Here is a 23,493-nt window from a genome sequence, read left to right as displayed (position 1 = left end):
AGAGCTTACCGGAGGGGTCCGACCACCCGGGACGGGGGTCGGTGGCGGTGGTGCAGGGGCAGCGCGGGATGGTCGCGTCGATCAACGCGACCGAGACCAGCGTCGTGCCGGGCCACGGTGAGCGTCGCGGGTCCAGACGGACTCGCGCGCACCTGACCCGCTTCACGACCACGCCCGCGTCGCTGTGGCGTCACCTCGGAGGTGATCGCGCCCGGCACTGCGGGCAGCGGGGTGCAGACGCCCGACGCGGTGCACTCGGTCGCAGTCCGTACGCACAGGGAATGCAATGCGACGATCTCACCTCGCTTGTTCACCACGCTGAACTTCGCGTGCCGCCCTGGCGACAGGGGCTTCGGTCACAAGCAATGCGCTGTTGACCGATGTCGCCCGAAGACAACATGAGAAAAAACCGCGATAGCAATGATGTCGTTATTCGATTCGCCCCGCCAAGAGGTTTTCCCGACGACATGCTAAACGCTGTCGACAGAATGTGACGACTCCGCTGGATACATGGCATTCCGGTGATGACAAGCGAGATCCCTCACCCGCACACAGGATTGGCACACAGCGACTCTTGTGATTGAATCGGTGAAGACCCCCGAAATACCCAGGGGGCCGATCCTGGGGAGAGATCAATGTTTTCAGTACAACGCGCCCTGATCGCCGCATTGGCGACAGCGGCCGCCACTCTGGGGATGACGAGTCCGGCGGTGGCCGCACCGCTCGTCCCCGTCCTGGCCTCGTCGACCTCGACCGCCGAGTCCGATCTCGTCTGGGCGAACGAGCCGACGGGCGTGCCCGGTCCAGCGGGAACGCTGGCCGCTCCGCCGTGGGGGGCCTGCGGCAACAGCACCGAAGAGAATAAGGTGGTGCGAACCTTCAGCGGCACCTCTCGAAGGTTGTGGACCCTGCGCTGCGGGGGGCCACTGCACAGCAGCACACCCAGCTGGGGCTATCGGCACATCCTGTGGCGGCACCTGGGCGATTTCGAACGGATGGCGGCGGGCACCAACCAGAACTGGCGTGACATCGCAGACCTCTCGATGGATTCCATCGCCAAGGACCCGGATGCCTGGGGAGACGCGGGCGGCGGCAAGGATTGTCGATCGCGGCTCATCTACCTGATCAACACGAGCAACGGCCAAGTGGTGCGCACACAGATCGTCAAGCAGATCTCCGTGTTCAAGGGCGCGAACACCAGCGACATCATCACCGCTTACCCGGCGTCCGCCCAGTGCTAGTCTGAGGGTGTGGAAAACTCGCGCAACAGCCCTGGGGTGGTATTGGTCGACCACCTCAGGGCTCGCGGCTTCACTGTCCAAGAAGGACATAAACCGGGCAACTACGTCGTCACCGCATACCGCGACAGCGCGCTTGCCCTGCGACCACGGTTGAGCCTGCCCACTGACCTGCTCACGGAGTACCTGGATGCGATGAACCGCACTCCGGGCGCGACCCCTTCGGAAATGGATGCCCTGTCGCTCGTGGAAGTGCACCTGGAAGAGGAGTTGACCACAGCAGGCGCTGATGGCCGCAACCACGCCACAGCGATCGGCGTTCGACGCGGATCACATGGTCGAGTGGAGTGGTTCGCCCGCCACGCCGATCCCGAAGTCCTGCAGCGTCACGATGCCCTCCCGGAAGACCTCGAGTGGCGAGCCGACCCGGTGTGACGAGTGCCCTCGCTGCCGGGGGACCCCAGGCGACTTCCGCCTGACGGATTCGTGCGCTGAGTTCGCCGCGCCCAGTCGCGGAATTCGGCGACCTGCGGTGTTCCACTTGGTGGGAGTGACAACAGTCTCGGCCGCTCGGCGGAAGTAATTCACCGGGCAACTGGTTGGCTCACGGTGATGAGGACTTCCCCGGGGACCGCGCTGACCGAGCGCCTGCACGTCGATCTGCGGCGGCAGGCCAGCTCGCTCTGTCCGCGCTGAGCCCTGTCCGCGCTGAATCAGACCAGCCCACCTCACCCCTGTCACCCCTCCCCTGGGAGCACCCATGTCCACAGACGTGCCCACGGCGGCGACCCGGGAGCCGCGATCCGGCTCCCGGCGCAGCCTGTACTTCGGCCTGGCGGTCCTCGCGGGCCTCGTGCTCGGCGCGGTCCTCGGCTTCGTCGCCAAGCAGACCGACACCGCCTGGCTGACGACCGCGCTGAAGACCATCGGTGACGTGTTCACCAGCCTGTTGCAGTTCACCGTCATCCCGCTGGTCTTCACCTCGATCGTGGTCGGCATCAACAGCCTGCGCGGCCTCGGCGGCCCGCGCACCGCCGCCCGGCTCGGCGGCAAGACGCTGCTGTGGTTCGGCATCACCTCGCTGATCGCGGTGCTGATCGGCATCGCCGTCGGCCTGATCAGCGGCGCGGGCAAGGGGGTCGACGTCGAACCGAGCGCGGCCACCGTGGAGAAGTTGGCCGACCGCGCGCAGGGCGACTGGCTGACCGTGCTCAACGGCCTGGTCCCGAGCAACATCTTCTCGGCCTTCACCGAGGGCGAGATCCTGCAGGTGGTGTTCGTGGCCGTCCTGGTCGGCATCGCCACCTACACCCTGGGCGAGAAGGCCGCCCCGTTCGTCGCGTTCAACCGCTCGGCGTTCGACATCATCCAGAAGCTGCTGGGCTGGATCATCCGCCTCGCCCCGCTCGGCGTCCTGGGCCTGATCGGCACCGCCTTCGCCACCTACGGCAACCAGTTCGTCAAGCCGCTGCTCTCGCTCATCGCGGCGGTGTACGTGGCCGCGCTCCTGGTCCTGTTCGTGGTCTACCCGATCCTGCTGCGCACCGTCGGCCGGGTGAGCCCGGTGAAGTTCTTCGGCAAGGCCTGGACCGCGTTGCAGTTCGCCTTCGTCTCCCGCTCCTCCGGCGCGACGCTGCCGCTGAGCAGGCAGACGGCCGTCAACCTGGGTGTGGAACCCGGTTACGCCGGTTTCGCCGTCCCGCTGGGCACCACCACGAAGATGGACGGGTGCGCCGCCCTCTACCCGGCGATCGGCACCATCTTCATCGCCAACCTGTTCGGGGTCTCGCTGAGCTTCTGGCAGTACGCGGGCATCGTCGCCGTGGCCGTGTTCGGCGCGTTCGCCACGGCGGGCACGACCGGCTGGTTCACCATGCTGACGCTGACCCTGAGCACCATCGGCCTCCCCCCGGAGGTCGTGGCGACCGGCGTGGCGATCGTCTTCGGCATCGACCCGATCCTGGACATGATCCGCACCGCCACCAACGTCGCGGGCCAGATCACCGTCCCGGTCCTGGTGGCCCGCTCGGAGGACCTGCTGGACGACGAGGTCCTGAACGCCCCCAGCACCCCGCCGCTGCTGGACCAGGAGACCAGGGAACCCGCGCTCGTCTGAGGTCCCACGGAAGCGGCCGGTGTTCTCGAAGCTTCGAGAACACCGGCCGCTTCCGTTGTCCGGAACGGGTCCTGGCGAGGGCACCGCTCGGTCAGACTGGTCGGATGGGTGAAGTGGAAACCGAGCCGGTGTGGCCGCACCTGCTGCTGGCGTTGCTCACCACCGGCGTCCTCATCGGTGTGCCCTGGTTGGCGCTGCTGGGCGTGGGCGAGTCGATCCACCTGTTCGGCGGCGAACCCACGGAGTGGGAGAAGGGCAGGGGGTGGCTGCTCACCGCCTTCTGGGTCGGCGTCGGCGGTTCGGCGGCGGGCCTGGTGCTGGCCGTGCGGTTGCGCCGCAGCGGGTTCGCCGGGTTCTTCACGACCTTCCTCGTCGCCGTCCTGCTGGTGTGGCTCGGCAGCCGCCCGTCCACCCCGGGGCCCGCGTTCGACCCGGCAGGCCCCGGTGTGTGCCAGGAGCACAGCGGCGGCGACAGCACCTGTCCTGGCGGCTGACCCCCGGGGTGGCACCCGCGTAGCCACGCCGGGCGAACACGCGGGCCGCGGCGGTCAGCAGGTCGGCGCGGGTCTGGGCGGCCCGCTCGTCCCGGGGGAGTCGGGGCACGTGTCCTCGCCGACAGTCGTGGTCGGGGGTGCAGCTCACTGCAGGCGCCACCCGCGCCGAAGTGTGAAGCCGCCCGGCGCGACGGCCACACCGTCCTGCTCCGCCAGGAGGCGGACGGCCATGCCGGCGTCAGCACGCGCCGCCACCCGCTGGTTCGACCGCGCCGACGACAGCCGCCACCAAGCGGTCATCGGGTCCGAACCGGACGGCAGGTCGTGGATCACGGTCAGCCCGCTGGACCGCGCGACCGTGCGGCGAGCAGACCGCGAGCTGATCACGACCGCGCGGCCTCCTCGGCCCGCCACCGGTCGATCAGGTCCACCATCTCCCGCTGCAGGAAGTCGAAGAACCGGGCCGACTGCGCCATCCGCTCACCCGCCGGGGTCCCCGGGCCGAGCACCCCGACCCCTTCGGCCATCGTCGACGCCCAGGTCACCAGCAGCTTGTCCCGGTTGACGATCGCCTCCACCCAGGCCCCGTCGCCGACCTGGTAGTGGTCGCGCCGCTCCCCCGGCACCCGCCCCTTGGTGACCAGTCCGACCTGGTCGAGGTAGCGCACCGCGCCGGAGATCGCCGCCGGGCTGACCTGCAGGGCGGCGGCGAGTTCCGGTGCCGTCAGCCGCCCGGAGTCGGTCACCAGGAGGCGGCCGAACACGCGCGCGGGCATCCGCGCCATGCCCGCCTCGGCCATCAGCAGGGCGAGGCGCTCGACGAACCGGGCCACCGCGTCTTCGCTCACCCCATCAGCCTACCTTATCCCCTTCAAAACGTTCACAAAGTTGTGAAAACCGAGTACGTTGTGAAACATGACAACGGCAATTTCGGTGTCCGGCCTGGTCAAGTCGTTCGGCCGGACCCGCGCGCTCGACGGTCTCGACCTGTCGGTGCGAACGGGGGAGGTGCACGGCTTCCTGGGCCCCAACGGCTCCGGGAAGTCGACCACCATCAGGGTGCTGCTGGGCCTGCTGCGCGCGGACGCGGGTGAGGTCACCCTGCTCGGCGGCGACCCGTGGCGCGACGCCACCGAGCTGCACCGCAGGCTCGCCTACGTCCCCGGCGACGTCTCGCTCTGGCCCAACCTCTCCGGCGGCGAGGTCATCGACCTGCTCGGCAGGCTCCGCGGCGGCCTCGACCGGCGCCGCCGCGACGAGCTGCTGGACCGCTTCGACCTCGACCCGCGCAAGAAGGGCCGCACCTACTCCAAGGGCAACCGGCAGAAGGTCGCCCTCGTCGCCGCCCTGGCCTCCGACGTCGACCTGCTCGTCCTCGACGAACCCACTTCCGGGCTCGACCCGCTGATGGAGTCGGTGTTCCAGCGGTGCGTCGCCGAGGAGCGCGACCGCGGCCGCACCGTGCTGCTCTCCAGCCACATCCTCGCCGAGGTGGAAACCCTCTGCGACCGCGTCAGCATCATCCGCGCGGGCCGCGCGGTGGAGACCGGCACGCTCGCCGACCTGCGCCACCTGACCCGCACCAGCATCACCGCCGACCTCAGCGGCCCGCCGGACGGCATCGGCGAGCTGCCCGGCGTGCACGACCTCAAGGCCGAGGGCAACCGGGTCCGCTTCGACGTCGACACCTCCGACCTCGACCGGGCGCTGCGCGCGCTGACCGCGGCCGGGGTGAAGTCGCTGACCAGCCAACCGCCGACCCTGGAGGAGCTGTTCCTCCGCCACTACCAGGAATCCGGCCGATGACCGGGACCGGCGCGCTGATCCGGCTGGCCCTGCGCCGCGACCGGGTCCTGCTCCCCCTCTGGGTGCTGCTGCTCGGGTTCCTCCCGGTGGGCACCGTATCGACGTACGAGGGCCTGTACCCCGACGCCGCCTCCCGCACGACGCTCAACGCGAGCAGCGGCGACAACCCGTCCATCGCGGTGATCTACGGCAAGGCGTTCGACCTGACCACGCCCGGCGGGTTCACCGCCTGGCGCTACGGCGTGTTCCTCGCCCTGTTCCTGGGCCTGGTGGCCGCCTTCACCGTCACCCGGCACACCCGCGCCGAGGAGGACAGCGGGCGGCTGGAGCTGCTCGGGTCCGCGGTGGTCGGGCGGTACGCGGCGCTGACCGCGGCGGTCGCCGTCGCGGCGGGCACCAGCGCGGTGGTCGGCGCGGTGCAGGCGGTCACCCTGATCGGCGCCGGGCTGCCCGCGGCGGGCTCGCTCACCTTCGGCGCGGGCATGGCGGGCGCCGGGCTGGCGTTCACCGCCGTCGCCGCGGTGACCGCGCAGCTCACCGAGTACTCGCGGTCGGCCAACGGGCTGGCGGGCGGGGTCCTCGGCGTGGCGTTCCTGCTCCGCGCGGTCGGCGACTCCAGCCCGGGTGCGTCCTGGCTGTCCTGGCTCTCACCGCTGTCCTGGACGCAACTGGCCCGACCGTTCGCCGGGGAACGGCCGTGGGTGCTGTTCATCCCGCTGGTCGCGGCGGTGGTCGTGGGCACCGGCGGGTACCTGCTGCTCCCCCGCCGCGACCTGGGCGCGGGCCTGCTGCCCATGCGGCCCGGACCGCCGACCGCGCCCCCCTCGCTGCGCGGACCGCTCGGCCTGGCCTGGCGGTTGCAGCGCGGCGCGCTGATCGGCTGGACCGTGGCCATGGCGGTCATCGGCGCCGTCTTCGGCTCCATCGCCGACGGCATCGGCGGCCTGGTCGGCGACAGCGAGCAGGTGCGCGGGATCTTCGAGCGGATGGGCGGCGCGCAGGGCATCGTCGACACCTACCTGGCGTTGATCGGCAGCGTGTTCGGCATGGTCGTCGCGGTCTACGCCGTCCTGGTCGCGCTGCGGCTGCGCACCGAGGAGACCGGCGGGCGCGCCGAACCGGTGCTCGCGGCCGGGGTCGGCCGGACCGCCTGGATGGGCGCGCACCTGGTGTTCGCACTGCTCGGGTCGGCGCTGCTGCTCACCGTCGCCGGGCTCGGCGCCGGGCTCGCGCACGGCCTGCGCGCCGGGGACCTCGGCACCCAGCTCGGGCACGCGGTGGGTGGGGCGATCGCGCAACTGCCCGCGGTGTGGGTCGTCGCCGGGGTGGCCGCGCTGCTGTTCGGGCTGCTGCCGACCCTCTCCGCAGCGGGGTCCTGGGCCGTGGTCGGGGTCGTCGTCGGCATCGGGCTGTTCGGGCCCGCGCTGAACGCGGGCCAGGCCGTGCTCGACGTCTCGCCGTTCACCCACGTGCCCAAGGTCCCGGGTCCGGCGGTGTCGGCGGCACCGCTGGTGTGGCTGACCGCGATCGGGGTGTTCACCGCTGCCGCCGGGCTCGCCGCCTTCCGCAGGCGCGACGTCGGCTGACCGGCCCGGGGCGGGCTTCGGGGGACGCCCGCCCCGGACGGCCAGAGCCGCTCAGACCCGGCTGGAGTCGGCTTCGACCGGCAGCCCGGCCAGCTCGCGCACGATGCGCTGGGCCAGCTCCAACCCCGCGGCCTGGCCCGCGCGGTAGGACTCGTCCGTGGACAGCTCACGGGCGTCCCGCTCGGCCTCGGCCAGCTTGGCGAGCACGGAGATGACCTCGATGGTCTCGACAGGTTCCGACATCGTGGGGTTCCTTCATTCGGGGGATGACTCCTGCCAGGTACCCCCAACCACACCCGTCGTGACAGTCCACGGGCCGATCGGGGCATATAGTTTCCCCGGCCGAGGGTTGGAGGGTGGGAAGCGTGAGCGCGGCACCGGCGACCGCGGCGGCGCGGACCCTGCCCCGCGAGGTGTGGGTCCTGGTCGTCGCCAACTTCGTCATCGCCATCGGGTTCGGCCTGGTCGCGCCCGCCCTGCCCACGTTCGCGCGCGGCTTCGACGTGAGCGTCACGGCGGCCTCAGTGGTGATCAGCGCGTTCGCCGTCGCCCGGCTGGCCTTCGCCCCGGTCGGCGGACGCCTGGTGACCCGGCTGGGCGAGCGCCGGGTGTACCTGTGGGGCCTGCTGATCGTCGCCGTCTCCACCGGCGCCTGCGCGTTCGCCACCGAGTACTGGCACCTGCTCGTCTTCCGCGCGCTCGGCGGCACCGGCTCCACCATGTTCACCGTCTCCGGCGTCGGCCTGCTGATCCACCTCACCCCACCCACCCTGCGCGGCCGGGCCTCAGGGCTGTGGGGCACCAGCTTCCTGCTCGGCAACGTGGCGGGCCCGCTGGTCGGCGGCAGCCTGATCACCATCTCGGTGCGCGCCCCGTTCCTCGTCTACGCGGTCTCGCTGCTGGTGGCCATCGCGTTCGTGTGGCTCCTGCTCCGCCGGTCCACCCTGGTCGCCCACGGCGACGACCGGGGCCCGACGTTCCCGCTGCGCGCCGCTCTGCGCGTGAGCGGCTACCGGGCGGCCCTCGTGTCCAGCTTCGCCAACGGCTGGGCGGTGTTCGGCGTGCGGGTGTCGCTGATGCCCCTGTTCATCGTCGAGGTGCTGGAGCGCGACGGCGCGTTCGCGGGCACCGCCCTGTCGGTGTTCGCGGCGGGCAACGTGGTGATGCTGGTGGTGTCCGGTCGGCTGTCGGACCGGTGGGGGCGCAAACCGCTCGTGCTGATCGGGCTCGTGGTGTCCGGGGGCGCGATGGTGTGGCTGGGGTACACCACCACCGTCCCGGAGTTCCTGCTGGCCACGGTGGTCGCGGGCCTGGGGACGGGCGTGCTGACGCCCCCGCAGCAAGCCGCCGTGGCGGACGTCATCGGCACCGGCGCCCGCGGCGGACAGGTCCTCGCCACCTTCCAGATGGCCGCCGACGTGGGCGCCATCCTCGGCCCGGTCGTGGCGGGCCTGCTCGTCGACGCCTTCTCCTACCGGTTGGCGTTCGCCGCCTCCGGCTTCCTGGTCGTGGCGGCGGTGCTGGCCTGGCTGCCCGCCCGCGAAACCATGGTCCGATCCACCTGATACACAGCGTGTAAATCAAGTTCACCCATACGGGCGGAATCCGTCCCCAGGAGGAAACAAATGCCGCCGAACGGGTGCGCCCCTGTGAATGAAATGGGAACCTGGGGGGTACCAGACGGGACCGGTGAGTAACGGCTGAGGCGGTGAGCAGGGTGACGACAGCACTGTGGCTCCTGGCCGCGACGGCGGTCGTGGTGTTCCTGGTCTGGCGGCTGCGCCGCGCGAACCACACCCTCGACACCATCCTCCGCGAGGAGCGCGAGCGCCCCCCGGTCCCGTTGAACACCGACGACGAACCGCACGAGGTCGGCCGCCACCGCCGGGACCCCTGACCGCCGCCCCCGGCCCCTGTCAAGACCCTGTGGACAACTTTTCGCGCGATCCCGCGAACCGCCCTACCTTCTCCCCCATGGCATTCACCCTGGAGTACACCAGCACCGCCCGGAACATCACCTACACCCTGACCGTCAACGCCGACACCGAAGGCGCCCTCGCCATCGACCTCACCGGCGAGGACGAGTCGGGCACCAGGGTCGCCGAGGGCACCCTCACCCTCCCCCCGGGCGGCGCCACCGAGTCCGCCCGCCTCCTGCACCAGTCCCTCACCGCGATCGCGGGCTTCGAGACCCGCCGCCCCCGCCGCAGCACGGTCGGCAACGCCAACCAGCGCTGGACCCCCGACGAGGACACGGCCCTCCGCGAGGCCTGGCTGTCCCACCCACCAACGGATTCCGCCACCGAAGTCATCCGATCCCTGGCCACCACCCACCAACGCAGTCCCGCCGCCATCCGAGCCCGCCTCCCCCGCCTCACCTGCGACCCGGACGTCAGCGGCCGCCTCCTCACCGAAACCACAGCAACCCTGGTGGGCCGAGACGCCATCCCCGCCGTGGACGACACCTGACCCGCACCACCACTTCTCCACCCACCGCCACCGCTTTCCCTCCGCTACAACACTTCTCGCCCACCACAGCAGCTTTCCGGCCGGTGCACCCCACCGCACCGGCCACCCACCAACGGCACCCCATTGCCCCCCACCCTCCGCCGCAGCACGTCAGCAGCAACGCACGGCGGCGGCGTCTAGGTGGGAAGGTGCCTGCTGTCCGATGATGGAGGAATGCTGGAAATCTGCCGAATCGACGTGGAATTACGGCTGCGCCTGACGCAGTCGGGCCCGGTCACCGTGTCGGTGGCCGCCGCCGGACCGCCCGGGGACGAGGAGCTGCTGGTCGAAGGCGCGCCGGGTCCGCCACGAGTGGTGGCGATGCCGCAGGGCACCCGCCTGCACGTGGTCGACGCGACCCCCGGCGACCTGACCCTGCGCTACCGGGCGGCACACCGGTACGGCACCGGCGTGGCCGAGGTCGAGCTGGCCGCCGTCACCGAGGCCGAGCGGATCGAATACCTGCGCCCGAGCCGATACTGCCCCTCCGACCGCCTCGGCGGCTACGCCACCCGCATCATCGGCACCCAAACCGACAACGCGGAAAAAGTCCGAGCCATAGTCACCCACGTCGCCCAACACCTGTCCTATGTAGGCGGTTCAAGCGCCCCGACCGACGACGCGGTCGACACCCTCCTGCTCACCCAAGGCGTCTGCCGCGACTACGCCCACCTGTGCGTGGCCCTGTGCCGAGCCGTCGACGTCCCCGCCCGCTTCGTCTCCGTCTACGCCCCCGGCCTCTCCCCCATGGACTTCCACGCCGTCTTCGAAGCAGCCATCGGCGACCGCTGGCACGTCTTCGACGCCACCCACCTGGCCCCCCGCCAATCCCTCCTCCGCATAGCCACCGGCCGCGACGCCGCCGACACGGCATTCCTGACCACTCCGAACAACACCGACCTGCTTTCCACCTCCATCACCGTCACCGCCGAACCCACCCTCCCCACCGACAACCCCGAAGACCTGGTGGTCCTCAGCTGACAACGGTTCCCCCCGACCCCGACAACAACACGGAACGAGGTGACGAGCGTGATCGAGCGGATGTTCTCCCCGGAGGAGGTTGCCCCGGGCAGGACACCGGTCAATCCATGTCGGTCAGGGTCAGCATCCACAACGTCCGGCTATGACCGGCGTAGGCGGCCCAGGTCGTGTTGAAAAGCCCTCGGAACCACGGAGCCCACGGGTCGGGGCTCGACAGGCAGGAAACGCTCGAATACCTCTCCCCGAACAGCGTTCGGTACAGATCGTTCGCCTGGGCAAGGGCGGCGAGCGCCCGGTGGTCGCGGTCGGCGGCAGTCGATTCCCGCGGGTCCGTGCCGAAGCTGCCGTCGTACATCGCGCGGGCCCACTCAGCCGCCAAGCCGATGGCGGGCACCGGCCGCCAGCCGCGCGGGGGGTGGTTCGCCCCGGTGTTCAGCGGCCTGGTCGCATCGAGCGAGTCCGGCAACAGGTGCCGGACCGCTCGATGCGCCAGGATGTCCGGAAACAGACTCGGGAGATGGTGCCGCGCGATCTCATCCACCAGATCGGGTGACCCCAACACAATTCCTTGGAGCTGGGCACCCCCGTTGAGTCGGTCATTCCTCAGCCAGACCAGCGCCGGTGACCGGTTGACTTCGTCGGATTCCGCCAAGCGCACCGCCAGTTCGCTCTCCAGCTTTCCGGCCTGCGTTTCGGACAAGTGGGGGAAGACTGTGAGGTCACCCATCTTGTCAGCGTAACAGCAACGGCAATACGAGTATCACAGGAACAACTTCAAATCAGGACCCGATCACACGTGCGCAGCGCAGTTCTCCCAGTCCGCACTGTTCGGCCCCTTCGTGTAGGCCGTCAGGATGTACGGGGAGAAGTCATCGGTCGCGACTTCGACGATCGGCCCGCCGGGCGTCTGGTACGAGTACAGGCTCGAGTACTGCTGCGGAATCTTCTGCCCGCGCAGCAGTGCGGCCTGGTAGCACGCCTGGAACGACAACACACTGTTGATCGGGTGACCGGCGTGGATGTGCCGGGCTCCGGCGATTTCGGGCGGACCGCACTCCAGTTGGAAGTCCGTCTGCGGAGTATCCGGACGACTCACCGGCAATTGATCGACAATCGCATCGTTGGGCACGGTCGACCCCGCCGCGATGCATTCGGCAATCTCCCCGGCACCCAGAACACCCACGTCGACACGTCGACCCTCGGCCGCGACAGCGGGCCCGGCGGTGACCGCAATCCCACCCGCGACCAGAACAGCACAGGAAAAAGCGATGAGCCGCTTCACACATCCCCCTCAACATGGTGAACAACGAACCGCTGACGATTCTTCATGTGACTTTGTAACCAGAACACCACCGATAGGGTGACATGGCAACCTGGTTCGCCGCTTCACACCAACGGTCGCCGCGACCCCAGCCACACCACACCGAAGACGACGAGCGACCTGCCCCCACCCACTGCAACCGAGGCGACAGCGACCGTGGTGTCGCAACGAAGGACGCGCGGACACCCAAGACGTGACCACAGCCACAGGAGCGATGCCCGGGAAAGCGAGAACCGCAGCTCGACGGTGGTCTCACTGCGGTTCTGCTGGTGCACCCGAAGGGATTCGAACCCCTAACCTTCTGATCCGTAGTCAGATGCTCTATCCGTTGAGCTACGGGTGCGTGTTCAGTTGTCACCCAGCGGACCAGGTGTACAGCGGAGGCTCCGGGATTTGAACCCGGGAGGGGCAGTTAACCCCAACCGCATTAGCAGTGCGGCGCCATAGACCAGACTAGGCGAAGCCTCCCGGGGCCCCAGGCCGCTCGAGAGAAGAGACTACACAGGTCCTCCCGCGGGTGGCAAAACGCCCCCCTCTTAACGGTTCAGGGCGCGCAAAAGCGCAGGTGGGCGGCCTCCGAAGCCCTCGGCCTCCATGGCGGCCAGTGCAACGCGGGGGAGGTCGCGGACGGCGGGGAAGACGAGGAAGCGGGGGGCCCAGTCGGGGGAGAACTTGGCGTTGAACTTGTAGAGGGTCTCGATCTGCCACCAGCGGGAGCCGAGTTTGAGGGCGCGGGCCCAGAGGCGGGCCACCGGGCCCGCGCCGATGCGGCCGCCGCGTTCGAGGGCGGCTCGGAAGACGGCGAAGTTGAGGGAGACGCGGTCGATGCCCAGGGCTCGGCAGGAGGTGAGCAGGTCGGTGATCATCAGTTCGTTGAGGCCGTTGTCGCCGACTGACCGGTCTCGGCGCATGAGGTCGAGGGAGAGGCCGTTGGGGCCCCAGGGGACGAATTGGAGGAGGCCTGTGACCTCGCCCTGCCGGGTGGCGGTGACCAGGACGCAGTCGGGGTCTTCCTGGTCGCAGACGCGGGAGAGGGCCATGGAGAAGCCGCGTTCGGTTTCGGTGCCGCGCCACTTCTCCGCCAGGGTGGCCAGGGCTTCGCGCTCGTCTTCGGGGATGTCGGCGCTGCGGCGGACGGTGACCTCGTAGCCCGCGCGCTTGAGCTTGGCGACCGCCTGGCGGACGCCGCGCATGGCTCGGCCGTCGAGGCTGAAGGTGGGGACGTCGACGATGGCCTCGTCGCCGAGTTCGATGGCGTCGAGGTCGTAGCGGGTCCAGACCGTGGCCCCTCTTTCGGAGCAGCCGATGGCGGCGGGGGTCCAGGCGTGGGCGCGGCACTCGGCGAGGAAGCGCTCGATGGCGCCGGGCCAGGCCTCGATGTCGCCGAGCGGGTCGCCGGAGGCGAGGGCCACGCCCGCGAGGACCCGGAAGGGGACCGCTGACTTGCCGGTGGGGGAGAACACGACGGACTTGTCGCGGCGCAGGGCGAAGTAGCCGAGGGAGTCGTCGCGGCCGCGCTTGGCCAGCAGGGCGCGCAGGGCGGTCTCGTCGTCGGGGGCGAGGCCGGGTTTGGGTTCGGCGGAGCGCAGCAGGTAGTAGGCGCCGAGCAGGACCGCGCCGACGCCGAAGACCAGGCCGGTGGCGGCGGTGAGGTCGTCCAGCCAGGCCACCGGGTGGACCGGGCCGCTGACGCCGATGAGCGCGAGCAGCGAGTGCGCCCCCGTGTCGGTCAGGTCGGCGTCGCCGGTGAGGCGGGCGGGGGCGCCGCGCAGCATGACGAAGACCGCCAGGAACCCGGCGACGAGCAGTTCCACGGCGACGCGGACGGCCCGCCACTTGCCGTAGACCGGGTCGACGCCCGCGGTGAAGTGCTTGCGGGTGGCGAGCAGGGCGACGCACAGGCCGAGCGCGGTGACCCCGGAGCCGATGCCGTGGCGCCAGGCCAGGTGGGCCACGGCGATGGCCGCGGTGACCACCACGGCCACCTGCCAGGCCCGCCGCTTGCGCCTGCGCAGGGCGTTCGCCAGCAGCCACAGCAGCACACCGCTGGCCAGCACCACGGTCCCGGCGGCGATGCCCGCGCCCTCCGGCAGGTCGAGCCAGCGGCCCACGGCGGCGCGCAGCGGCCTGCGGCCACCGGCGGGCAGGAGCACCGACAGCACGGCCAGCAGCCCCACCAACCGGGCCGACCACGTCAGCAGCCGTACCGTCGTCTCACCGCTGGGCAGCCACCGGCGGCCGCTCGCCTCGTCAACCACGGCAACAGTGTCCACGCCCATGCCGGACCCCGGTCCTGTGGCTTCGGCGAACACTCCGCGGGCCGGGTCGCCGCATTAGAGTCGCGCTTGCCACACCCAGAAGGAGGGGCACACATGGACAAAGTGGTCCACAGCGCGGCCGAGGCGGTCGAGGACGTCGCGCACAACGCGACGCTCGCCGTCGGCGGGTTCGGGCTCTGCGGCATCCCCAGCGTGCTGATCGGGGCGCTGCTGGCGAAGGGCGTGACCGGTCTGTCGGTCGTGTCGAACAACTGCGGCGTCGACGACTGGGGGTTGGGGCTGCTGCTGCGGGAGCGGCGGATCGCCCGGATGACCAGTTCCTACGTCGGCGAGAACAAGGAGTTCGCCCGGCAGTACCTGGCCGGTGAGCTGGAGGTGGAGCTGACCCCGCAGGGCACGCTGGCGGAGCGGCTGCGGGCGGGCGGGTCGGGCATCCCGGCGTTCTACACCCGCACCGGGGTCGGCACCCAGGTCGCCGACGGCGGGGTGCCGTGGCGCTACGCCGCGGACGGCACCGTGGCCGTGTCCTCCCCCGCCAAGGAGGTGCGCGCGTTCGGCGGCGTGGACCACGTGCTGGAGGAGGCCATCACCTGCGACTTCGGCCTGGTGCGGGCCTGGAAGGGCGACCGGCACGGGAACCTGGTGTTCCGCGACTCGGCGCGCAACTTCAACCCGCTGTGCGCCATGGCGGGCCGGGTGGGCATCGCCGAGGTGGAGGAGCTGGTGGCCCCCGGCGAGATCGCCCCGGACGACGTGCACCTGCCCGGGATCTTCGTGCAGCGGGTGCTGGCGCTGACGCCGGAGCAGGCCGCCGACAAGCGCATCGAGCGCCGGACCACGAGGGAGGCCTGAGATGGCGCTGACCAGGGAAGAGATGGCCGCGCGGGCGGCCGCGGAGCTGTCCGACGGCTCCTACGTCAACCTCGGCATCGGCCTGCCGACGCTGGTGCCGAACTACGTGCCCGACGACGTCGAGATCGTGCTCCAGTCGGAGAACGGCATCCTCGGCGTCGGCGCCTACCCGGTGGCCGGGACCGAGGAACCGGACCTGATCAACGCGGGCAAGGAGACGGTCACCGTCCGCCGGGGCGCCTCGTTCTTCGACTCGGCGCTGTCGTTCGGCATGATCCGCGGCGGCAAGGTCGACGCCGCGATCCTGGGGGCCATGCAGGTGTCGCGGGCCGGGGACATCGCGAACTGGATGATCCCGGGCAAGATGGTCAAGGGCATGGGCGGGGCGATGGACCTGGTGCACGGCGCCAAGCGGGTCATCGTGCTGATGGAGCACACCGCCCGCGACGGCTCGTTCAAGGTCGTCGACGAGTGCTCGCTGCCGCTGACCGGCCTGCGGGTGGCGCAGCGGATCATCACCGACCTGGCGGTGATCGACGTGACCCCCGACGGCCTGGTGCTGCGCGAGTGCGCGCCGGGGGTGGCGGTCGACGAGGTCGTGGCGAAGACCGAGCCGGAACTCCGGGTCGAACTGGCGGTGTGAGGCCGCGGCGGCGTCCGGGGATCAGGCCCGGACGCCGTCGACCAGGTCGCGGATGCGGCCCGCCAGGCGCTGGGGGTCGACCGGGCCGATGGTCAGCCAGTCCGAGCCGTCCGGCTGCGGCGAGGTCAGCACCAGGTACCGGCCCGCCGAGGTGTCGAACCAGTTGAGCACCGGCGTGCGGGTGCGCCTGCCCACGCGGTCGACCGCGTTCGCCGCGACCTGGCCGCCGCCGGAGCGGGCGCTCTCCACCAGGGTGGTGACCGTGCGCAGGTCGCGGCCGCTCACCCCGCCGCGGTTGAGGGCGTGCTCCAGGTTGGCGAAGCCACCGGCGGCGTAGGCGTCGATCGCGTCGTGGAAGACCCGCTTGGGCAGGGTGACCGGGTTGCCGGGGCCCGCGGGGACCTCCGGCAGCATCCCGGCGACCTCCGCCACGACCCCGCCGGGGCCCGCCGCGCCGACCCGGACCTCGCCGCCCGCCTGGACCGCCAGCGCCGACCGGCTGCCCTGGCCGACGCCGAGCACCCGCAGCGGCACCCCCACCGACAGCAGGCCGTCGAGGCTGAAGTCGTTGCGCGCCAGCAGGACCAGGTGGTCCTCCAGCTCGCGGTCGAGTTCGCGGCCGTCGTGCAGGTTCTTCGCGGTGAGGCTGCCGATCACGCCGATCCGCAGTTCCTCGCGCTCGGCGGTGGTGGTGCCGAAGCTGGGCACGTCGATCGGGTACGGGCGTTCGCCGAGGCCCAGGGCCTCCCAGGTGAGGTCGAACTCGACCTCGGTGAGGGTCGCCACCATCAGCGCAGGTGCGCGTCGAACCAGTTCAGGGCGCGCTGCCACGCCTCGTACGTGGAGTGGAAGGCGAACCGGACCACGTCCGTGGCGACCGGGGCCGTGCCCGCGGCGTCGCGCAGCTTCTCGACCTGTTCGGCGGTGATGTCGTCGCCCTCCTCGCGGTAGAGCCCCAGCCACGGGCAGCGCAGCTCGCCCGCGACCTCGACGAGCGCGGGCAGCCCGTCGGAGAGCGGCTCGAGGATACCGCCGCCCGCAACCGTGACGGCGGCGCCGACGTCGCGCCGAGCGGCCACCACCAGGGCGGCCGCGCCGCCGAGTTCGAAGCCGATCACGCCGGTCCGGTCGGTGGTGACGCCGTGCCCGGTCAGCCAGGAGAAGGCGCCGTCGGCGGCGGCCAGGACCGAGTCGCCGGACAGGGCGCTGAGGGAGTCGCGGGCGGTGTCGTGGTCGAGTTCGTGGTCGTCGCCGTCGTGCAGGTGCGGTACCGCGACCAGCCACCCCTCGGCGGCCAGCCCGGCCACCATGCCGCGCACCGCGTCGGTCACCCCGCGCGCCTCGGGCAGCACGACCAGACCGCCGCGCACCACCCCGTCGGGCTCGGCGCAGGTCAACCGCAGGGCGCGGTCGTCGGCGAGCCGGATTTCCTCTGTGCGGGTCTGGGCCATGACACACCCAACCACGGCGGGGTGAACGCCCGTCAACGTGATCGGCCGCTCACCCGGACGCGTGATCACCCGTCGGTGGGTTCGTCCGCTCCGCACAATTTTCGCCCACGGCGGACGGCCGGTGCTGCCGTACGCGCGCAGAGCGGGATAGGTTGCCGCTGCAGCCGACTCGACGAGGAGCCCCGATGACCGTGCGAACCCGCGCCGACCTTGCCTCGATCCCGGGGTACGTGCCGGGGCGCAGCGTGCCCGGGGCGGTCAAGCTGGCCAGCAACGAGGTGTCCCTGGGCCCGCTGCCCAGCGTCGTCGCCGCCATCGCCGAGGCCGCGGGCCAGGTCAACCGCTACCCCGACAGCGGGGCGGCGGAGCTGGTGGCGGCCCTGTCGGCGCGGCTCGACGTCCCCGGGTCGCACGTCTCGGTCGGCTGCGGCTCGGTCACCCTGTGCCAGCAGCTCATCCAGGCCACCTGCACGGCCGAGGACGAGGTCGTGTTCCCGTGGCGCTCGTTCGAGGCGTACCCGATCATCACCCAGGTGGTGGGCGCCCAGCAGGTCCGCGTCCCGCTGACCCCCGGCCACGCCCTGGACGTCGACGCGATGGTCGCCGCGATCACCCCGCGCACCCGCCTCGTCTTCGTCTGCACCCCCAACAACCCCACCGGCACCGCCCTCACCGCGGCGGAGCTGGACCGCTTCATCGCCGCGGCCCCCGCCGACGCCCTCGTGGTGATCGACGAGGCCTACCGCGAGTTCGTCGACGACGAGTCCGTCCCGGACGGCGTGGAGCTGGCCAAGGCCGCGTGGGCGGCGGGTCGGGACAACGTGGCGGTCCTGCGCACCTTCTCCAAGGCGTACGGCCTGGCGGGCCTGCGCGTCGGCTACCTGGTGGCCCCGCCCGCGGTGATCGAGGTGGTCCGCAAGGTGTTCGTCCCCTTCGGCGTGAACGCCCTGGCCCAGGCGGCGGCCCTGGCGTCGCTGCGCGCCGAGGACGAGCTGCTGGCCCGCTGCCGCGACATCGTCGCCGAGCGCACCCGGGTCCGCACCGAACTCCTGGCCCTGGGCTACGACGTACCCCCGACCCAGGCCAACTTCGTCTGGCTCCCGCTGGCCGACCGCACCCAGGCCTTCAACGAGCACTGCATGGAGCACAAGCTCGTCGTCCGCGCCTTCCCTGGCGACGGCGCCCGGGTCACCATCAGCACCCCGGAGGAGAACGACCTGTTCCTGGAAGCCGCCCGCACCTTCCCCCGGAACTGACGGTCCCCACCGGAACCGAAATCGATCTCGCTCGCGCGCAACCCCACCAGACCATCCCCCACCACTCCCTGGGGGCGACCCCGAGGGAGTGTCCTCGAAGTCAGAGGGCGAGGGTAGCCAGGTCGATCATGGCCTGGAAGGACAGGGCGGTCTTGTCGTAGCGGGTGGCGAGGGCCCGGAACTGCCTGGGTCGGTTGAAACACCGTTCGACGGTGTTGCGGCATCGGTAGGCGACCGGGTCGAAGACCGGTGGGCGTCCACCGGCTCGGGCGCGCCGTCGGCGTCCGGCTTGTTGGTCGCGGCGTTCGGGATCGTGGCCGGGATGCGCCGGTCCCGCAGCCAGGCGCGGATCGCCCTGGAGGAGTGGCCCTTGTCCGCCAGCACCCTCTCGGCGATCACCCGCACCCGGTTGACCGGCATGGTCAAGGTGCCGTCGCGCGACCACCGCCAGAACCGGCAACAACGGTGCCACGACCTGCCACTGCTCATCGGTCAACTCATGCCCGCGCACCACGAACCAAGGTCAAACCAGACCAACCACACCGACTTCGAGGACAGACCCGAGGCCATTCCACCGGCGGAGGGGCCGCGCGAGGCTGATGTGGATCTTGCCTGTGCACAACTCCGAACCCGGACGGGCGAGGGGAAGAACAGCGGCAGGCGGGGTCAGCCGAGGACGATCTTGGCGATGGCGGCGAGACCGACCACCACGATGATCCCGCGCAGCAGCGTCGGCGACAGCCTGCGGCCCACCTTCGCCCCGATGAAACCGCCCACCGTGGAGCCGACGGCGATCAGGAGCACCGGGAGCCACGCCACGTCGGCCACCACGACGAAGATGATCCCGGAGACCGCGTTCACCAGTGCGGCCAGCACGTTCTTCACCGCGTTGAGGCGTTGCAGGGATTCGGTCATCAGGATGCCCATGAGTCCCAGCAGGATGATGCCCTGCGCTGCGCCGAAGTAGCCGCCGTACACACCGGTCAGGAACACGCCGAACCACAGCAGCGGGCCGCCGTGGGCGGGGGCGGTGGTGGTTCGGCGGGCGGCCAGGGCCCGGGACAGGCGCGGTTGCAGGACCACCAGGACCAGGGCGACGACGATCAGGGCCGGGACGATCCCCTCGAACGCGGCCGCGGGCAGCTTGAGCAGCAGGACCGCGCCCAGCACACCGCCGAGGAGCGAGGCGGCGCCGAACCGGAGCAGGCGGTCCCCCTGGTCGGCCAGTTCAGCGCGGTAGCCGATGGCGCCGGTGATCGATCCGGGGATGAGCCCGAGGGTGTTCGACACGTTCGCGACGATCGGCGGGTAGCCGACGGCGAGCAGGACCGGGAAGGTCACCAGCGTCCCGGAGCCGACCACGACGTTGATCCCGCCCGCGAAGACGCCTGCGAGCAGGACGAGCACTGACTCCCAGAACGTCATCGGTGACATCCCATCATCCGCACGGGGAAACCCTAGGCCGGGGCGCGCTCAGGCACCCGGTTTGGAGGCGGGGATCTCACCGCGCTCCCGGGCGGCGAACGCCGCGAGCATTTCCGCCTCGGAGGCGCGCAGGTAGGTGGTGAGGAGTTCCTGGGCGGCGGTCACCTCGCCCGCGACCAGGTGGTCGACGATCTCGCGGTTGCGGCGCAGGTAGTCCTCGTGGAAGGCGCGCGGGTCGCCCATCTCGTGGAAGGCGAGGCGGAGTTCGGCGGCGACCTGGCGCATAAGCTCGTCGAGGCGGGGGCTGCCGGACAGGGCGGCGATGGCCTGATGGAAGCGGATGTTGGCGGTGCCGACGTCGACCCAGCGGCCTTCCCCGGCGGCGGCTTCGCCGGACTCGACGGCGGCCAGCATGCGGGCGGTCCCCGCCTCGTCGGCCAGGTGCAGGGAGGCGCACTCGACCACGCGGCGGACCAGGAACAGGTCGACGACGTCCGCGGTGGCCAGGGTGCGGACGAAGACGCCCCGGTTGAGCTTGTGCTCGAGGAGCTTCTCGTGGGTGAGCAGGCGGAACGCCTCGCGGAGGGTGTTGCGGGAGACCTCCAGGGGTGCCGTGAACACCTCCTCGGAGACGCGGGTCCCCGGGGGCAGCGCGCCTTCCATGATCAGGTCGCGGAGCGCGGCGGCGGCGATCTCAGCGGCGCTGCTGCGTTCCCACCGCCGGTCCCTGACCAGCTCCCCCAGCCGTTCGACGATGTCCGCCGCCAACGCCGCCTCCACGCCCTCGTAGTAGCCCATCCAGGTTAAACCGAAAATGCCCTATTGTCAGATCGTAGAACAATCCAACAGACTGGGTCGACCAACCGAGCGGCACCGCGTGAACGAGGTGGGTCATGGGCGCAACCAGCACGCGCGAACGGATGGCCTGGTACCGGGAACTCCCGGCCAAGGGTCGTCGCGCCTTCACCGGCGCCTTCCTGGGCTACGGCCTCGACTCCTACGACTACCAGGTGCTGCCGCTGGCCCTGCCCGCCATCACGGTGGCCTTCGGGCTCAGCACGTTCCAGGGTGGGCTGCTCAGCACGGCCACGCTGGTGTTCTCCGCGCTCGGAGGGGTGATCGCGGGGGTCCTGGCCGACCGGATCGGCCGGGTCCGCACGCTGACGCTCACGGTGCTGACCTTCGCCGTGTTCACGATGCTGTGCGGGCTCGCGCCGAACTACGAACTGCTCCTGATCTTCCGCTCCCTGCAGGGGATCGGGTTCGGCGGCGAGTGGGCGACCGGCGCGATCCTCATCGCCGAGTACACCTCCGCGCGCCACCGCGGCCGGGTGGCGTCGGTGGTGCAGAGTTCCTGGGCGGTGGGCTGGGGCCTGGCGGTGCTCGCGCAGACCGCCCTGTTCAGCTTCCTCGACGAGGGCGTCGCCTGGCGGGTGCTCTTCCTGACCGGCGCGCTGCCCGCCCTGCTCGTGTTCTACCTGCGCCGCGGCACGGAGGACGCGCCGATCCACACGGAATCCACCCGGGCCCGCGGTTCCCTCCGCGACCTCTTCCGCGGCGACCTGTTGCGCACCACCGTGTTCATGTCGCTGGTGACGACCGGTGTCCAGGGCGGCTACTACACCCTTGCGACTTGGCTCCCCACGTTCCTGAGCAAGCAGCGCGGTCTCACCGTCGTCGGCACGGGTGGCTACCTGGCTTTCCTCATCTCCGGGGCGTTCATCGGTTACCTGTGCGGCGGTTGGTTCAACGACCGGCTGGGCCGCAAGCCGACGATCCGGCTGTTCGCCGTGACCAACGCCGTCCTGATCCTCCTGTACACGCAGCTCCCGCCGAGCGCGAACACCTGGGTGATGTACCTGGGTTTCCCGCTCGGCTTCGGCTACTCGGCGATCTTCAGCGGGTTCGGCGCCTACCTGGCCGAGCTGTACCCGGGCCCAGTGCGCGGGATCGGCCCCGGTTTCACCTACAACCTCGGCCGCGGCGTCGGCGGGCTGCTCCCGGCGGTCATCGGGTACATCGCGGGCCCGCTCGGCATCGGCGCGGCGATGGGGTACGCCGCGCTCGGTTACGTGCTCGCGTTCTTCGCCCTGTTCGGCCTGCCCGAGACGCGGGGACGGGAACTGTCCTGACAGGAGCGTCCAGCTCGGGTTCCGGGGCGGGGAGGTCCTGGGGCCCGGCCTGGGGGAACAGCGCAGGCGGTCCGCCCGGGCCGCCTGCGCTGCCCCGTTTCGTCACGATCGGGTCCCGGCCGGTAACCAACCCGGGCCGGATTCGGATAGGAACACACGTGCGCAAGATCCGTTCCCTGCCGACCTGGCCCCTGGTGGCCGTGGCCCTCTCCGTGGCCGCGACCGGCGGCCTCCTCAGCCAGCGACCGGACTCGGAGACCGCGGCCACGGCACCCGGCTCCGCCCCGGCGCCCGCCACCACCACTCCCAGCACCTCGACGTCCACGGTGACCTCGGTCAGGACGGTGACCGTTCCGGCCCGCCCAACGACCCGCACCACGGCGAGGACCATCGAACCGCAGCCCGCCACCCGCACGACCGCCGAGACCACCACGACCTCCGTCCCGCCGCCCGTGCCGACCACCGCGCCGCCGCCGACGACCGCGACCACCAGCCACCCCCGGCTGTGCGACCCGGCGTACCCGACGCTGTGCCTGTCCATCGCCGCACCGCGCCTGGACTGCGCCGACGTCCCCGACCGCGACTTCCCGGTCCGCCACCCCGACCGGCACCGCTTCGACCCGGACCGCGACGGCATCGGCTGCGAATCCGCCTGACCGACGCGGTGGCGACCGGTCGAGCAGGCGCTGCCGAACCCGCGCGCCGGGGCCGCGCTGCTCGAATCGTTCGGGCTCACCCCGCGGGTTCGGTGTCCACAGGCCGCGGTGGCCGCTCGCCCGCGTCGGCCACCCGGAAGCGGAACCGCGTGCCCGCGACCGCCGCATCGGGTGGGTACCGGTCGGTTTCGGCGACCGGCCCCACGGCGACCGCGCCGATGACGGAGCGCCACAGGGCCGCGGCCGGTCGGTTGTTGTGGTCGACCGACAGCGTCCACAACCCGGGGCGCCGGGCGAACAGGCGCCGGGCGGATTCCCGCGCCACGCCCCGGCGGCGGTGGCCGCGGGCGACGAAGAACTCGGCGACGTTCCACGACCCGTCGTCGTCGACGTCCCCCCGGGTCAGCGCGAAGCCTGCCAGTCGGCCGTCGACGGTGATGAAGTCGGCTTCCCGGCCCACCTCGGTGAAGTAGGGGTCGAGGTAGCGGTAGGTGAACGTGCCGTGCCGGGTCAGGGCGAGGTCGCGGATCTCGGAGAAGTCGTACTGGTAGAACTGGACCAAGTTCGCCAGCACGGACTTGTCCGCCTCGTCGACGGTGACCAGTTCGATGTCCATGGGAGGCAGTGTTCCCGGGCACCACCGACCACGCGAACGCTTTGCGGGAGGCCCCCTCCCGCTCGAACCCCGCGAGTCGGGCGCCTGTCGCCCTGCCACCCGATGCGGTGATCCGCCGACACGCCGGGTTAAG

General features: G+C 71.1%; 28 protein-coding genes and 2 tRNA genes. 16 read left to right on the top strand and 14 right to left on the bottom strand.

Annotated features, from left to right (window positions below; genetic code table 11):
* The first annotated feature begins 635 nt into the window (after positions 1-635).
* From UO65_RS12745 to UO65_RS12735, 5 genes are all read left to right on the top strand, one after another.
* The gene (locus UO65_RS12745) at positions 636-1,241 is read left to right on the top strand and encodes a hypothetical protein (protein WP_035282060.1); all 606 of its coding nucleotides are present in this window, start codon (positions 636-638) and stop codon (positions 1,239-1,241) included.
* 9 nt (positions 1,242-1,250) lie between these two features.
* The gene (locus tag UO65_RS35770; RefSeq protein ID WP_146241281.1) at positions 1,251-1,673 is read left to right on the top strand and encodes a hypothetical protein; all 423 of its coding nucleotides are present in this window, start codon (positions 1,251-1,253) and stop codon (positions 1,671-1,673) included.
* 177 nt (positions 1,674-1,850) lie between these two features.
* The gene (locus tag UO65_RS38970; protein ID WP_110080834.1) at positions 1,851-1,934 is read left to right on the top strand and encodes a putative leader peptide; all 84 of its coding nucleotides are present in this window, start codon (positions 1,851-1,853) and stop codon (positions 1,932-1,934) included.
* Positions 1,935-1,998: 64 nt separating this feature from the next.
* Positions 1,999-3,354 (top strand): dicarboxylate/amino acid:cation symporter, encoded by a 1,356-nt coding sequence (locus tag UO65_RS12740; protein WP_084175518.1) that lies wholly within the window; start codon positions 1,999-2,001, stop codon positions 3,352-3,354.
* Positions 3,355-3,458: 104 nt separating this feature from the next.
* The gene (locus tag UO65_RS12735) at positions 3,459-3,848 is read left to right on the top strand and encodes a hypothetical protein (RefSeq protein WP_152552079.1); all 390 of its coding nucleotides are present in this window, start codon (positions 3,459-3,461) and stop codon (positions 3,846-3,848) included.
* A gap of 144 nt (positions 3,849-3,992) precedes the next feature.
* On the opposite strand, the gene UO65_RS12730 is transcribed toward UO65_RS12735, so the two are convergent.
* Together UO65_RS12730 and UO65_RS12725 are read right to left on the bottom strand one after the other, a co-directional pair.
* Positions 3,993-4,235 (bottom strand): hypothetical protein, encoded by a 243-nt coding sequence (locus tag UO65_RS12730; RefSeq protein ID WP_035282056.1) that lies wholly within the window; start codon positions 4,233-4,235, stop codon positions 3,993-3,995.
* Entirely contained in the window at positions 4,232-4,696 is a 465-nt protein-coding gene (locus UO65_RS12725; RefSeq protein WP_035282054.1) for a GbsR/MarR family transcriptional regulator, read from the bottom strand. Before UO65_RS12725 ends, UO65_RS12730 begins: the two co-directional genes overlap by 4 nt.
* 67 nt (positions 4,697-4,763) lie before the next feature.
* Between UO65_RS12725 and UO65_RS12720 the strand changes: the two genes are divergently transcribed.
* Together UO65_RS12720 and UO65_RS12715 are read left to right on the top strand one after the other, a co-directional pair.
* Positions 4,764-5,654, top strand: a complete 891-nt coding sequence (locus UO65_RS12720; RefSeq protein WP_035282052.1) for an ABC transporter ATP-binding protein — start codon at positions 4,764-4,766, stop codon at positions 5,652-5,654.
* The gene (locus tag UO65_RS12715; protein ID WP_035282050.1) at positions 5,651-7,240 is read left to right on the top strand and encodes an ABC transporter permease; all 1,590 of its coding nucleotides are present in this window, start codon (positions 5,651-5,653) and stop codon (positions 7,238-7,240) included. The genes UO65_RS12720 and UO65_RS12715 overlap by 4 nt, the downstream gene beginning before the upstream one ends.
* Positions 7,241-7,291: 51 nt before the next feature.
* Here the strand turns inward: UO65_RS12715 and UO65_RS12710 are convergent, their stop codons facing one another.
* On the bottom strand, positions 7,292-7,483 hold the full coding sequence (locus UO65_RS12710) for a hypothetical protein (protein ID WP_035282047.1): 192 nt from the start codon (positions 7,481-7,483) through the stop codon (positions 7,292-7,294).
* Positions 7,484-7,605: 122 nt separating this feature from the next.
* Between UO65_RS12710 and UO65_RS12705 the strand changes: the two genes are divergently transcribed.
* The 4 genes from UO65_RS12705 to UO65_RS12690 all read left to right on the top strand — a co-directional run bounded on the left by UO65_RS12705 (position 7,606) and on the right by UO65_RS12690 (position 10,729).
* Positions 7,606-8,805, top strand: coding sequence for an MFS transporter (locus UO65_RS12705; protein WP_052021109.1), 1,200 nt, complete (start codon positions 7,606-7,608; stop codon positions 8,803-8,805).
* Positions 8,806-8,957: 152 nt separating this feature from the next.
* Positions 8,958-9,137 (top strand): hypothetical protein, encoded by a 180-nt coding sequence (locus tag UO65_RS12700; RefSeq protein ID WP_035282045.1) that lies wholly within the window; start codon positions 8,958-8,960, stop codon positions 9,135-9,137.
* 77 nt (positions 9,138-9,214) lie between these two features.
* The gene (locus tag UO65_RS12695; protein WP_052021108.1) at positions 9,215-9,709 is read left to right on the top strand and encodes a hypothetical protein; all 495 of its coding nucleotides are present in this window, start codon (positions 9,215-9,217) and stop codon (positions 9,707-9,709) included.
* A gap of 213 nt (positions 9,710-9,922) precedes the next feature.
* A complete protein-coding gene (locus tag UO65_RS12690) occupies positions 9,923-10,729 on the top strand; it encodes a transglutaminase-like domain-containing protein (RefSeq protein ID WP_035282043.1) in 807 nt (268 codons plus the stop codon).
* 100 nt (positions 10,730-10,829) lie between these two features.
* On the opposite strand, the gene UO65_RS12685 is transcribed toward UO65_RS12690, so the two are convergent.
* From UO65_RS12685 to UO65_RS12665, 5 genes are all read right to left on the bottom strand, one after another.
* Complete coding sequence (locus tag UO65_RS12685; RefSeq protein ID WP_035282041.1) at positions 10,830-11,456, bottom strand: hypothetical protein; 627 nt, start codon at positions 11,454-11,456, stop codon at positions 10,830-10,832.
* 63 nt (positions 11,457-11,519) lie between these two features.
* Positions 11,520-12,011 (bottom strand): hypothetical protein, encoded by a 492-nt coding sequence (locus UO65_RS12680; RefSeq protein ID WP_146241279.1) that lies wholly within the window; start codon positions 12,009-12,011, stop codon positions 11,520-11,522.
* A 306-nt stretch (positions 12,012-12,317) separates the two neighbouring features.
* Positions 12,318-12,393 (bottom strand) — tRNA-Arg (locus UO65_RS12675).
* Between the two features lie 35 nt (positions 12,394-12,428).
* Positions 12,429-12,518, bottom strand: a tRNA-Ser gene (locus UO65_RS12670).
* A gap of 68 nt (positions 12,519-12,586) precedes the next feature.
* Entirely contained in the window at positions 12,587-14,329 is a 1,743-nt protein-coding gene (locus UO65_RS12665) for a phosphatidylglycerol lysyltransferase domain-containing protein (protein WP_052021107.1), read from the bottom strand.
* 93 nt (positions 14,330-14,422) lie between these two features.
* On the opposite strand from UO65_RS12665, the gene UO65_RS12660 reads away from it, so the two are divergent.
* Together UO65_RS12660 and UO65_RS12655 are read left to right on the top strand one after the other, a co-directional pair.
* Complete coding sequence (locus UO65_RS12660; protein ID WP_035282037.1) at positions 14,423-15,181, top strand: CoA transferase subunit A; 759 nt, start codon at positions 14,423-14,425, stop codon at positions 15,179-15,181.
* A 1-nt stretch (position 15,182) separates the two neighbouring features.
* Positions 15,183-15,824, top strand: coding sequence for a 3-oxoacid CoA-transferase subunit B (locus UO65_RS12655; RefSeq protein WP_035282036.1), 642 nt, complete (start codon positions 15,183-15,185; stop codon positions 15,822-15,824).
* A 21-nt stretch (positions 15,825-15,845) separates the two neighbouring features.
* On the opposite strand, the gene UO65_RS12650 is transcribed toward UO65_RS12655, so the two are convergent.
* Both UO65_RS12650 and UO65_RS12645 read right to left on the bottom strand, forming a co-directional pair.
* Complete coding sequence (locus UO65_RS12650) at positions 15,846-16,613, bottom strand: ESX secretion-associated protein EspG (protein ID WP_052021106.1); 768 nt, start codon at positions 16,611-16,613, stop codon at positions 15,846-15,848.
* Positions 16,613-17,275 (bottom strand): dienelactone hydrolase family protein, encoded by a 663-nt coding sequence (locus tag UO65_RS12645; RefSeq protein WP_035282097.1) that lies wholly within the window; start codon positions 17,273-17,275, stop codon positions 16,613-16,615. Before UO65_RS12645 ends, UO65_RS12650 begins: the two co-directional genes overlap by 1 nt.
* 185 nt (positions 17,276-17,460) lie before the next feature.
* Between UO65_RS12645 and hisC the strand changes: the two genes are divergently transcribed.
* On the top strand, positions 17,461-18,531 hold the full coding sequence (gene hisC, locus UO65_RS12640; RefSeq protein WP_035282034.1) for a histidinol-phosphate transaminase: 1,071 nt from the start codon (positions 17,461-17,463) through the stop codon (positions 18,529-18,531).
* 100 nt (positions 18,532-18,631) lie between these two features.
* Here the strand turns inward: hisC and UO65_RS38965 are convergent, their stop codons facing one another.
* From UO65_RS38965 to UO65_RS12630, 3 genes are all read right to left on the bottom strand, one after another.
* Positions 18,632-19,027 (bottom strand): transposase, encoded by a 396-nt coding sequence (locus tag UO65_RS38965; protein ID WP_161784458.1) that lies wholly within the window; start codon positions 19,025-19,027, stop codon positions 18,632-18,634.
* Between the two features lie 170 nt (positions 19,028-19,197).
* Complete coding sequence (locus tag UO65_RS12635) at positions 19,198-19,956, bottom strand: sulfite exporter TauE/SafE family protein (protein WP_035282032.1); 759 nt, start codon at positions 19,954-19,956, stop codon at positions 19,198-19,200.
* A 48-nt stretch (positions 19,957-20,004) separates the two neighbouring features.
* Complete coding sequence (locus tag UO65_RS12630; protein ID WP_084175514.1) at positions 20,005-20,754, bottom strand: GntR family transcriptional regulator; 750 nt, start codon at positions 20,752-20,754, stop codon at positions 20,005-20,007.
* Between the two features lie 95 nt (positions 20,755-20,849).
* Here UO65_RS12630 and UO65_RS12625 point away from each other — a divergent pair, with 95 nt between their 5' ends.
* On the top strand, positions 20,850-22,088 hold the full coding sequence (locus tag UO65_RS12625; protein WP_035282030.1) for an MFS transporter: 1,239 nt from the start codon (positions 20,850-20,852) through the stop codon (positions 22,086-22,088).
* A gap of 158 nt (positions 22,089-22,246) precedes the next feature.
* Positions 22,247-22,744, top strand: coding sequence for a hypothetical protein (locus tag UO65_RS37375; protein ID WP_052021105.1), 498 nt, complete (start codon positions 22,247-22,249; stop codon positions 22,742-22,744).
* Positions 22,745-22,820: 76 nt separating this feature from the next.
* On the opposite strand, the gene UO65_RS12615 is transcribed toward UO65_RS37375, so the two are convergent.
* Positions 22,821-23,360, bottom strand: coding sequence for a GNAT family N-acetyltransferase (locus UO65_RS12615; protein ID WP_052021104.1), 540 nt, complete (start codon positions 23,358-23,360; stop codon positions 22,821-22,823).
* Between the last annotated feature and the right edge of the window lie 133 nt (positions 23,361-23,493).

The organism is Actinokineospora spheciospongiae (genome assembly GCF_000564855.1).
GTDB classification, from domain to species: Bacteria; Actinomycetota; Actinomycetes; order Mycobacteriales; family Pseudonocardiaceae; genus Actinokineospora; species Actinokineospora spheciospongiae.
The sequence above is the reverse complement of the archived record's forward strand: the minus strand, read 5'-3'. Positions and strand labels throughout refer to the sequence as shown.

Coding starts and splice junctions, on each gene's coding strand:
- UO65_RS12745 (WP_035282060.1), top strand. CDS start 636: ATGTTTTCAGTACAACGCGCCCTGATCGCCGCATTGGCGACAGCGGCC.
- UO65_RS38970 (WP_110080834.1), top strand. CDS start 1,851: ATGAGGACTTCCCCGGGGACCGCGCTGACCGAGCGCCTGCACGTCGAT.
- UO65_RS12740 (WP_084175518.1), top strand. CDS start 1,999: ATGTCCACAGACGTGCCCACGGCGGCGACCCGGGAGCCGCGATCCGGC.
- UO65_RS12735 (WP_152552079.1), top strand. CDS start 3,459: ATGGGTGAAGTGGAAACCGAGCCGGTGTGGCCGCACCTGCTGCTGGCG.
- UO65_RS12720 (WP_035282052.1), top strand. CDS start 4,764: ATGACAACGGCAATTTCGGTGTCCGGCCTGGTCAAGTCGTTCGGCCGG.
- UO65_RS12715 (WP_035282050.1), top strand. CDS start 5,651: ATGACCGGGACCGGCGCGCTGATCCGGCTGGCCCTGCGCCGCGACCGG.
- UO65_RS12710 (WP_035282047.1), bottom strand. CDS start 7,483: ATGTCGGAACCTGTCGAGACCATCGAGGTCATCTCCGTGCTCGCCAAG.
- UO65_RS12695 (WP_052021108.1), top strand. CDS start 9,215: ATGGCATTCACCCTGGAGTACACCAGCACCGCCCGGAACATCACCTAC.
- UO65_RS12690 (WP_035282043.1), top strand. CDS start 9,923: ATGCTGGAAATCTGCCGAATCGACGTGGAATTACGGCTGCGCCTGACG.
- UO65_RS12685 (WP_035282041.1), bottom strand. CDS start 11,456: ATGGGTGACCTCACAGTCTTCCCCCACTTGTCCGAAACGCAGGCCGGA.
- UO65_RS12665 (WP_052021107.1), bottom strand. CDS start 14,329: ATGGGCGTGGACACTGTTGCCGTGGTTGACGAGGCGAGCGGCCGCCGG.
- UO65_RS12660 (WP_035282037.1), top strand. CDS start 14,423: ATGGACAAAGTGGTCCACAGCGCGGCCGAGGCGGTCGAGGACGTCGCG.
- UO65_RS12655 (WP_035282036.1), top strand. CDS start 15,183: ATGGCGCTGACCAGGGAAGAGATGGCCGCGCGGGCGGCCGCGGAGCTG.
- UO65_RS12650 (WP_052021106.1), bottom strand. CDS start 16,613: ATGGTGGCGACCCTCACCGAGGTCGAGTTCGACCTCACCTGGGAGGCC.
- UO65_RS12645 (WP_035282097.1), bottom strand. CDS start 17,275: ATGGCCCAGACCCGCACAGAGGAAATCCGGCTCGCCGACGACCGCGCC.
- hisC (WP_035282034.1), top strand. CDS start 17,461: ATGACCGTGCGAACCCGCGCCGACCTTGCCTCGATCCCGGGGTACGTG.
- UO65_RS12635 (WP_035282032.1), bottom strand. CDS start 19,956: ATGACGTTCTGGGAGTCAGTGCTCGTCCTGCTCGCAGGCGTCTTCGCG.
- UO65_RS12630 (WP_084175514.1), bottom strand. CDS start 20,754: ATGGGCTACTACGAGGGCGTGGAGGCGGCGTTGGCGGCGGACATCGTC.
- UO65_RS12625 (WP_035282030.1), top strand. CDS start 20,850: ATGGGCGCAACCAGCACGCGCGAACGGATGGCCTGGTACCGGGAACTC.
- UO65_RS12615 (WP_052021104.1), bottom strand. CDS start 23,360: ATGGACATCGAACTGGTCACCGTCGACGAGGCGGACAAGTCCGTGCTG.